Annotated in this window: 8 protein-coding genes and 2 pseudogenes; 5 read left to right on the top strand and 5 right to left on the bottom strand. The window is 71.0% G+C overall.

Annotated features, from left to right (window positions below; translation table 11 throughout):
* Together ACIBI4_RS27000 and ACIBI4_RS26995 are read left to right on the top strand one after the other, a co-directional pair.
* Positions 1 to 1,277 (top strand): annotated as a pseudogene (locus ACIBI4_RS27000) (hypothetical protein); the annotation flags it as partial.
* Positions 1,278 to 1,303: 26 nt separating this feature from the next.
* Positions 1,304 to 2,056, top strand: coding sequence for a hypothetical protein (locus ACIBI4_RS26995; protein ID WP_399206639.1), 753 nt, complete (start codon positions 1,304 to 1,306; stop codon positions 2,054 to 2,056).
* A gap of 45 nt (positions 2,057 to 2,101) precedes the next feature.
* Here ACIBI4_RS26995 and ACIBI4_RS26990 read toward each other — a convergent pair whose 3' ends face one another.
* The 3 genes from ACIBI4_RS26990 to ACIBI4_RS26980 all read right to left on the bottom strand — a co-directional run bounded on the left by ACIBI4_RS26990 (position 2,102) and on the right by ACIBI4_RS26980 (position 4,137).
* Complete coding sequence (locus ACIBI4_RS26990; RefSeq protein ID WP_399206638.1) at positions 2,102 to 2,500, bottom strand: VOC family protein; 399 nt, start codon at positions 2,498 to 2,500, stop codon at positions 2,102 to 2,104.
* Positions 2,501 to 2,617: 117 nt separating this feature from the next.
* Positions 2,618 to 3,043, bottom strand: coding sequence for an organic hydroperoxide resistance protein (locus ACIBI4_RS26985; RefSeq protein ID WP_399206637.1), 426 nt, complete (start codon positions 3,041 to 3,043; stop codon positions 2,618 to 2,620).
* A gap of 74 nt (positions 3,044 to 3,117) precedes the next feature.
* Positions 3,118 to 4,137 carry an NADP-dependent oxidoreductase gene (locus ACIBI4_RS26980; protein ID WP_399206636.1) on the bottom strand — a complete coding sequence of 340 codons (1,020 nt, stop codon included), beginning with the start codon at positions 4,135 to 4,137 and terminating at the stop codon, positions 3,118 to 3,120.
* A gap of 83 nt (positions 4,138 to 4,220) precedes the next feature.
* Between ACIBI4_RS26980 and ACIBI4_RS26975 the strand changes: the two genes are divergently transcribed.
* Positions 4,221 to 4,670, top strand: coding sequence for a MarR family winged helix-turn-helix transcriptional regulator (locus ACIBI4_RS26975; protein ID WP_399206635.1), 450 nt, complete (start codon positions 4,221 to 4,223; stop codon positions 4,668 to 4,670).
* A gap of 214 nt (positions 4,671 to 4,884) precedes the next feature.
* On the opposite strand, the pseudogene ACIBI4_RS26970 reads toward ACIBI4_RS26975, so the two are convergent.
* Both ACIBI4_RS26970 and cynR read right to left on the bottom strand, forming a co-directional pair.
* Positions 4,885 to 6,132: pseudogene (locus tag ACIBI4_RS26970) on the bottom strand (MFS transporter); the annotation flags it as partial.
* 104 nt (positions 6,133 to 6,236) lie between these two features.
* A complete protein-coding gene (gene cynR, locus ACIBI4_RS26965; RefSeq protein WP_399206634.1) occupies positions 6,237 to 7,136 on the bottom strand; it encodes a transcriptional regulator CynR in 900 nt (299 codons plus the stop codon).
* Between the two features lie 139 nt (positions 7,137 to 7,275).
* On the opposite strand from cynR, the gene ACIBI4_RS26960 reads away from it, so the two are divergent.
* The gene (locus tag ACIBI4_RS26960; protein ID WP_399206632.1) at positions 7,276 to 7,932 is read left to right on the top strand and encodes a carbonic anhydrase; all 657 of its coding nucleotides are present in this window, start codon (positions 7,276 to 7,278) and stop codon (positions 7,930 to 7,932) included.
* A 61-nt stretch (positions 7,933 to 7,993) separates the two neighbouring features.
* The gene (gene cynS / locus ACIBI4_RS26955) at positions 7,994 to 8,464 is read left to right on the top strand and encodes a cyanase (RefSeq protein WP_399206630.1); all 471 of its coding nucleotides are present in this window, start codon (positions 7,994 to 7,996) and stop codon (positions 8,462 to 8,464) included.
* Positions 8,465 to 8,504 lie beyond the last annotated feature (40 nt).

Here is an 8,504-nt window from a genome sequence, read left to right as displayed (position 1 = left end):
AGACGCTGTCCGCGTTGTCGAAGGCCGGTAAGGCCATCGACCCGATGACCTACATCACCAAGGCCGGCGGCGCCGGCCTGTCCAAACTCGGCGACGTCATGGCCGGACTCAAAGGCGTCGGGAACATCACCATCCCCGACATCCCCGCCGGCACCTTCCAGTTGCCCGAGGGTGCGCTCAAACTCCCCGACGGCAGCTTCGAGATCCCGCCGGGGGCGGCCATCCCCGAGGGTGCGGTCAAGGTCTCCGACACCACGTTCAAGCTGCCCGACGACGCGGTCACGGTCCCCGAGGGCACTGTCAAACTGCCCACCGAGGCAGGCGTTCCGGCCCAGTACTTGGCGCCGAACGGCAACATCCTGGACAGCCAGGGCCAGGTCATCGCACATGTCGACGACGCGCCCAAGGGCCTGGAGCCGCACACCGCCACGGCCGAGGTGCCCCGGGTCGAGACGCCGGTGCGCGAACCGGCGCTGGTCGGCGCGGGCGGCGGCACGGCGGACAATGTGGCGTCCGGTGGCGGCCGCGGCGACGACGCGGTCCCGTCGACCGGCGGACCGTCCGGCGATGACGTTCCGGCGGGCGCCGCCGACGACGCCGGTGCCGCCGACAACACGGGTGCCGCGGACAACACGGGCGCCGCCGACAACGCCGCCGATCCCCCCGGCGGCGGCGACCACGACGGCCCGCCGCCCCCGGACGAAACGGGTCCCGGCAAGGACGGCGAGCCCAAGAAACCCGGGCTGATCCGCCAGGACGACAACTTCCCGTCCGAGCACAACAGCAAGGGACAGCGGAAGTCCTACCTCGACGAGGACGGCAATCTCGTCCCGGCGAACCCGGACGGCAACGCCTCCGTGGTCGAGCACATCGTGGGGCGCGATCCCGCGAAGTCGGACAGCCCGTTCACCTCACTCAGCGCGGAAGGCGCCAACGCCAAGGCGTTCGGGTCGAACCGGATCCGCGTCGACCTGGACCGTCTGGAGGCGGACATCGCCGCAGGCCGGCTCGAAGGCGTGGAGGTGTACTCGCCGGAGCGCATCCAGGGCGAGATCCAGGCGAACGCCGACAGCATCGCCGGCCGGCCCGTGGACCTGACGGTCCCGCCGGGTTCGACCAAGGCGCAGGCGGAGGAGATCGCCCGCGCCCAGGGCCTGAGCAACACCAAGGCCAAGCGCATCGCGCAACGTATGATCGACATGATGAACACCCGCAGGGACCAGGAATGGCTGATCAAGGGCACCGTTCCCCGTGAGTACATCGAGGGGCCCTTCTGATGGCCGAATCCGCGAAGGAGCCGAGCGTGAGCCGGTTCGACGAACTGCTCGGCACGGACTTCTCCGGGGAGCCGACCGGCGACCTCGAAGAGGTGCTCTACGAGGGGCTCGACGACCCCCGTCACCGTGAGCGCGTTCCGGGCCTTGTCGCGCTCATGAACGATGCGAAGGCGGCGGAGCGGGAGCGCTTCCTGGCCTGTGTGGCCCTCACCACCTGGGCCGAGCCCGCGGGCTTCGACGCGGTGCTCGCCGCCGCGGCGCATCCCCGGCAGACGCCCTGGTACGACTGCATGATCGACCGGAAGTTCTCCGTCGACAACACCTTCGCGCAGCTCTCGCTGGCCGTATCCGACAGTGATGCGCTCGCCGGTGAGAAGGGCACGCTCGAGCGCCGCACCGAGGCCTTCCGCGCCCTGGTGGGGATCGCGGACAGCGAGTATTTCGACGAGAAGCTGGCCGATCTCCTGGACGCGGCGACAGTGAAGGTGCTCGCGCCCGAGATCGAGCGCACGGTGACAAGAGGTCTCGCCGCCATCGAGCGGGCGCCGTTCGACCTCGCCACTCAGCTCGTGGACCTGGCGGCCGCGTTGACGGCGGTGGACGTCGCGCGGGCCGTGCGCCTCGCGACGGATGTGCTTGCGGTGTCCTCCGCGCCGCGCACGCTCGTGCACGCGGTGGCGATCGTGCAGCGCTCCGCCTCCCCCGAGGCGGCCGCCTTCGGCGCCTACCTGGCCTCCGTCGGTGACGAGACCGTACGGGCGGCCCTGACCGGTCAGTGACTGGGGCCGGTCAGTGACCGGGGCCGGTCAGGGGCCCGGCTGCTGTCAGTCCGTCACATCCTGCGGGTACCACCGCAGTTCGACCGTGTTGCCGTCGGGGTCCTCGACGTAGACCGACTGGGCCGAGCCCCGGGCGCCGAAGCGCGGCACCGGGCCGTCGAGGACCTTGAAGACGCCCGAGTCGATGACCTGCTGCCAGTCCAGCGGCTCCACCGTCAGGCAGATGTGGTCGATGTTGGACTCGCCGCGCGGCTTGTCGAAGAGGTCGATGATGGTCGACTCCGTGATGCGGACCGACGGGAACGGGACCTTGCCCGCGCGCCACTCCTCGACACGGACCGGCTCCAGGCCCAGCGGGCCCGTGTAGAAGGCCAGCGAGCGCTCGACGTCCGCGACGTTCAGAACCAGATGGTCGAAGGCTTTCACACGCAGAGCAGTGGTCATGGAGATCCCCCTAAGAGCCTCAAGTGGCGTTCCGTAGCGCCTATATGAGAACACGCGGGTACGACAAAGGCCGCTCCCGGATCACGGAAGCGGCCCTCGTCGTGCGGGAGCAGGAGATCAGGCGGCCGAGACCGTGACCTCGATGTTGCCGCGGGTGGCCTTGGAGTAGGGGCACACCTGGTGGGCCTTCTCCACGAGCTCCTGCGCCTTGGCGGCGTCCACCGTGGGGATGGTGGCCTTGATGGCGACGATGATGCCGAAGCCCTCGTCGTTCTGGCCTATGCCGACCTCGGCGGTCACGAGCGAGCCGGTGATGTCGGCCTTCTCGTTGCGGGCGACGACGCCGAGGGCGCCCTGGAAGCAGGCCGCGTAACCGGCGGCGAAGAGCTGCTCGGGGTTGGTGCCGGCACCGTTGCCGCCCATCGCCTTGGGCGGGTTGACCACGACGTCGAGCTGACCGTCGTCCGTGGCGACGCGGCCGTCACGGCCGTTCTCCGCGGTGGCGACGGCGGTGTACTTGACGTCCGACTGCTGGATAGCCATGAAAGAGCGTTTCCTCCTGTTGTGTGCCCGCCGGGCTCGCGCCCACGACCCTGACGGACCCTATGAGGCAGAGATTACTTGACCGGGTTGACGATCATCTTTCCGGTGTTGTCTCCGCGCAGGACGCCCAGGAACGCGTCCACGCCGTTCTCGATGCCCTCGACGAAGGTCTCGCGGTACTTCAGCTCGCCCGAGGCGATCCAGCCACCGACCTCCTGGATGAACTGCGGCGCCATGTCCTGGTGGTCCATGACGAGCATGCCCTGCATGCGAAGGCGCTTGCCGATCAGCATCGCGAGGTTGCGCGGGGCGGCCGGCGGCTCGGTGGCGTTGTACTGCGAGATCAGACCGCAGACCGTGATGCGGCCGTGCAGGTTGAGGCGGCTGATGGCCGCCTCGAGGTGGTCGCCGCCGACGTTGTCGAAGTAGACGTCGATGCCCTCGGGGGCGGCGGCCTTCAGCTGGCCCGCCACATCACCGTTCTTGTAGTTGAAGGCGGCGTCGAAGCCGTACTCCTCGACGAGGAGCTTCACCTTCTCGTCCGAGCCCGCCGAGCCGATGACGCGCGAGGCGCCCTTGAGCTTCGCGATCTGGCCGACCTGGCTGCCGACCGCGCCTGCCGCGCCGGACACGAACACCGCGTCGCCCTCCTTGAAGGAGGCGACCTCCAGGAGGCCGGAGTAGGCGGTCAGACCGGGCATGCCGAGGACACCGAGGTACGTGGAGAGGGGAGCCACGTTCGGGTCGACCTTCTTGGCGTGCTTGGCCGGCACGTCGGCGTAGTCACGCCAGCCGAGCCCGTGCAGCACGTGGTCGCCCTCGGCGAAGCCCTCCGCGTTCGAGGCCACGACCACGCCGACCGCGCCGCCGTCCATCGGCTGGTCGAGCTGGAAGGGCGGGGTGTACGACTTCACGTCGTTCATCCGGCCGCGCATGTACGGGTCCACGGAGAAGTGCAGGTTCTTCACGAGGATCCGGCCCTCGGCGGGCGCGGCGAGCGGGGTCTCGCGCAGCGCGAAGTCCTCGGGCGTGGGCCAGCCGTGCGGGCGGGCGACGAGGTGCCAGGCGCGGGAGGTGGCGGGGAGTGCGGACATGAGGTGTGCCCTTCGGCTGCGGGGGTGAATTGCTTCAGGTAGTGAAACAACCATGCGGCTGAATATTTCACTATGTCAAGTAAATGGGTACGCTGGTGCCCATGACCACCCCGCGCAAGTCCCGTCTCGACCCGCTGACCATGGAGGTCATCGAGCTGATCGGCACCGTGGTCGGCCGCTACCACGAGGAGTACGAGCGCGAGGCGGGCGCCCACGCGCTGACCGGAGCGCAGGCCCGGCTGCTCGCGCTGCTCTCCATGGAGCCGCTGCCGATGCGGCAGATCGCCGTGCGCCTGAAGTGCGAGCCGTCGAACGTGACGGGCATCGTCGACCGCCTGGAGTCACGCGGTCTGGTGGAGCGCCGCCCCGACCCTCAGGACCGGCGTGTGAAGCTGGCCGCGGTCACCGACGAGGGCCGTCGCACGGCTCGGCAGCTGCGGGACGGTCTGTCGTTCGCGCGCGAGCCGCTGGCGGAGCTGTCGCGCGAGGAGCGCGTGGCGCTGCGGGACCTGCTGGTGCGGATGCTGGGCTGAGCCCGTCCCTGGTGCCGCGGCGCGGACCGCCCGGCACGCTGCGCCGCGGCGCGCCCGCCAGGGCCGCCGTGGCGACGGCCGCGAGCAGCAGCCCGGCCAGCGGCACCCGGATCGCGGTGGCGAAGCCTTCGAGCGCGGCGGCCCGGGTCCCGCCGAGCGCCGTGGCGGCCACGCTCGCGGCGACCGTGTTGAACACGGCGGACCCGATCGAACCCCCCACCTGCTGAGCCGAGTTGACGGCGGCGGAGGCGATCCCCGAGTCCTGCTCGGGCACGTTCGCGGTGACCCCGGTCATGATCGCCAGGAAGCTGCTGCCCATGCCGATCCCGAAGGTGACAAGGGCGGGCAGCACGCTGCCGGCGTAGGTGGACTGCGGGGTCAGGAGCGTGAGCTGGAAGAGTCCGCAGGCGGCGAGGAAGAGCCCGCCGGTCATCATCACGCGCGGTCCGAGCCGCGGCAGCAGCCGGGTGCCGAGCTGGGTGGCGGTGGTCGTGGTGACGACACTGATCGGCAGGAAGCCGAGACCGGCGGCGACGGCGGACCAGCCGAGGACCGTCTGCAGGTAGTACGTGAGATAGAGCGCGACCGAGAGCTGGGCCGCCATGAGCGCGGCGCCCGCGAGCAGCGAGGCGACCCGGCGGCGGTCCTTGAGCAGCCGCGGCGGCAGCAGCGGCGCGGCCGAGCGGGTCTGCCACCACGCGAAGGCGGCAAGCAGGAGGCTGCCGGCGCCGAGCGATCCGAGTACGGTCGCTCCGCTCCAGCCGTACGCCTCGGCCTGGCTGCACCCGTACACGAGAGCGGTCAGGCCGCCGCAGCCGAGCACGGCGCCCGCGATGTCGATCCGGCCCGTCAGACGCCGGGTACGGTCGGGCGGGGTCCACGCGGTGCCGAGCAGCGCGGCGAGCGCGATCGGCACGTTCACGAGCAGGCACCAGCGCCAGCCGAACCACTGGGTGAGAAGTCCGCCGAGTACGACGCCGAGCGAGGCGCCCGCACCGCCGAGCGCTCCGAACACCGCGATGGCGCGCCGCCGTTCGCGCGGATCGGTGAAGGTGGTCGCGACGAGGGCGAGCGCGGAGGCGGCGAGCAGCGCGGCGAACGCGCCCTGCACGGCCCGCGCCGCGAACAGCGCCTCGACCGTGGGCGCGAAGCCCGCCGCCGCGGAGGCCGCCGCGAAGCCGGCGAGCCCCACCGCGAACACCCGCCCGCGTCCCGCGTGGTCGGCGATCCGCCCGGCGAGCAGCAGCAGTCCGCCGAAGGCGACGGTGTACGAGGTGACGACCCAGGGCCGGTCGCCGTCCGTCATGCCCAGCTCGGTCTGCAGGGAGGGCAGCGCCACGTTCACGATCGTGCTGTCCAGCATGATCATCAGCTGCGCCAGACCGATCACACAGAGGGCCCACCAGCGGCGGGGGTGCGGGGCGGGGGCGGGGGCGGGGATCGACGGCGATACGGACGGCATGTGACTTTTTGTATACCAAAGAACGAGCTCAGGCAAAGGTATGCCTGAGAGCCAGCCCGTATGCCTTCATTTTGGTATACGAAATATCGACACCCCCGAGCCGCTCAGGCCGCCGCATACCCCCGCTCCCGCACCAGTCCGGCCGCCAGCTTCGCGAACGCGCGGGCGGCCGCGCTCCGGTAACCGCTCTCGCGGTACAGGAGCGCGACGCGGCGCGCGGGCAGGGGCGGGTCGAGGGCGACGGGGACCAGGTGCGGGTGGTCGTCCGTGATGGCGTCGGGCAGGACCGTGGCCAGGCCCGGGGTGCGCTGGACGATCTCGGTGAGCGCCTGCAGGGAGTTGGCCTCGACGGCGATCGCGGGGTCGACGCCGTGCGCGGCGAAGTAGGCGTCGATGTGGCCGCGGGTCGCGAAGTCGGCGCTGAGCAGGGCCAGTTGCTGCCGCCCGAGTTCGCTCACGGGAAGGGGCTGCGTGGCGCCGCCGGTGGCCGCGACCACGAGGCTCAGGGTCTCGGTGAACAGGGCGCGGGCCCCGATCCCCGCCAGGTGCCCGCCTTCGAAGGCGATCCCCAGGTCCAGCTCGTCCGCGAGCAGGCTCGCCTCGATGCGGTCCTTCGCCAACTCCCGTACGTCCAGGGTGACTCCGGGGTGGCGGGTGTGCATCGCGTGGACGAGCGGGCCGATCAGATACGCGGTGAAGGTGGGCGTCATCGCCAGGCGCAGATGGCCGCGCGAGAGGTCGGCGACGTCGAGCACCGCGCGGTCGGCGGCGGCGAGGTCGCGCAGTGCGCGGCGCGCGTAGTGCGTGTACGCCTCCCCGGCGTCCGTGAGCCGTACGCCGCGGCTGCCGCGGTCAAGGAGCTGGGCGCCGACGACCCGTTCCAGCTGCTTGATCTGCTGGGAGAGCGTGGGCTGGGAGATCCGCAGCTCCTCGGCGGCCCGGGTGAAGTTCCCGTGCTCGGCCACGGCGATCAGATAGCGGAGATGACGCAGCTCAGGGCCCATACGGCGCACTATAGGCGGCTGCCATAGACAGCACCAATAGGGCTCATGGATAGCAAGTCTTGGACTCTATAGGGCCTGGTCATGCACGGTTGTTCCTGTCGGCCCGATCAGGAGGCCGGGCACCGATGGGAGTGAAGGAATGGACAGGCTCTTCGACGGCGTGGCGCACTTCCGCCGCGATGTCTTCCCGGCGCGGCGCGATCTGTTCGCCCGGCTCGCGACGGAGCACCGCCCCGAGACGCTCTTCATCGGCTGCTCCGACGCCCGGGTGCCGCCGGAGCTGATCACGCAGAGCGAGCCGGGCGAGCTGTTCGTCATCCGGACCGCCGGCAATCTGATCCCGGCCTACGCACCCGGCTCGGACGGGGTCGCCGCGAGCATCGAGTACGCCGTCTCCGTCCTCGGGGTGCGGGAGATCGTCGTCTGCGGGCACTCCTCCTGCGGCGCGATGACCGCGCTCGCCGAGGGCCACGACCTCTCGTCGGCGCCGGTGATCGCGGACTGGCTGCGGCACGCGGACGGCGCCCGCGCCCGGGCCCGTACGAGCGAGACGGCCGGAACTGCGGGCGGGAAGGCGGACGGGAAGGCGGACGGACAGGGTCCGGCCGAGTCCCCGGTGGCCGCCCTGGTCCGCGCCAACGTGGCGGCCCAGCTGCAGAACCTCGGCACCCACCCCTCCGTCATCGCGGCCCTCGCCGAGCGGCGGCTCACGCTGCACGGCTGGGTGTTCGACATCGCGTCCGGCTCCGTGGAGGACGTCACCCCCGGCCCCCGCGCCGCCGTCCCCGCCGCCTGACCCACCCCCCATGAACCAGGGCCGTCACCCCACACCCGGCCCCGTACGAAAGGAACACCTCATGATCCACGCCCAGTTCGCCCCCGAGGCCCGTGCGGCCCTCGCCGCCGCAGCGGTCGCCGCCAAGACCGAGCGCGACCTCTCGTGGCAGGAGATCGCGGACGCGGCCGGTCTGTCCGTCGCGTTCGTGACGGCCGCGGTGCTCGGCCAGCACGCGCTGCCGAAGGAGTCCGCGGAGGCCGTCGGCGCGCTGCTCGGCCTCGACGACGACGCGGTGCGGCTGCTGCAGACCATCCCGACCCGCGGCTCGATCCCGGGCGGCATCCCCACCGACCCGACGATCTACCGCTTCTACGAGATGCTCCAGGTGTACGGCACCACGCTGAAGGCGCTGGTCCACGAGGAGTTCGGCGACGGCATCATCAGCGCGATCAATTTCAAGCTGGACGTCAAGAAGGTCGCGGACCCCGAGGGCGGCGAGCGCGCGGTCATCACCCTGGACGGCAAGTACCTGCCGACCAAGCCCTTCTGATCCACCCGGGCTCTACGCGTACACCCGTTGAAGAGGGCGG

The sequence above is a fragment of the Streptomyces sp. NPDC050418 genome, from assembly GCF_044458745.1.
Lineage (GTDB): Bacteria > Actinomycetota > Actinomycetes > Streptomycetales > Streptomycetaceae > Streptomyces.
The sequence above is the reverse complement of the archived record's forward strand: the minus strand, read 5'-3'. Positions and strand labels throughout refer to the sequence as shown.

Coding starts and splice junctions, on each gene's coding strand:
- ACIBI4_RS26960 (WP_399206632.1), top strand. CDS start 7,276: ATGGACAGGCTCTTCGACGGCGTGGCGCACTTCCGCCGCGATGTCTTC.
- ACIBI4_RS26975 (WP_399206635.1), top strand. CDS start 4,221: ATGGGTACGCTGGTGCCCATGACCACCCCGCGCAAGTCCCGTCTCGAC.
- ACIBI4_RS26980 (WP_399206636.1), bottom strand. CDS start 4,137: ATGTCCGCACTCCCCGCCACCTCCCGCGCCTGGCACCTCGTCGCCCGC.
- ACIBI4_RS26985 (WP_399206637.1), bottom strand. CDS start 3,043: ATGGCTATCCAGCAGTCGGACGTCAAGTACACCGCCGTCGCCACCGCG.
- ACIBI4_RS26990 (WP_399206638.1), bottom strand. CDS start 2,500: ATGACCACTGCTCTGCGTGTGAAAGCCTTCGACCATCTGGTTCTGAAC.
- cynS (WP_399206630.1), top strand. CDS start 7,994: ATGATCCACGCCCAGTTCGCCCCCGAGGCCCGTGCGGCCCTCGCCGCC.
- cynR (WP_399206634.1), bottom strand. CDS start 7,136: ATGGGCCCTGAGCTGCGTCATCTCCGCTATCTGATCGCCGTGGCCGAG.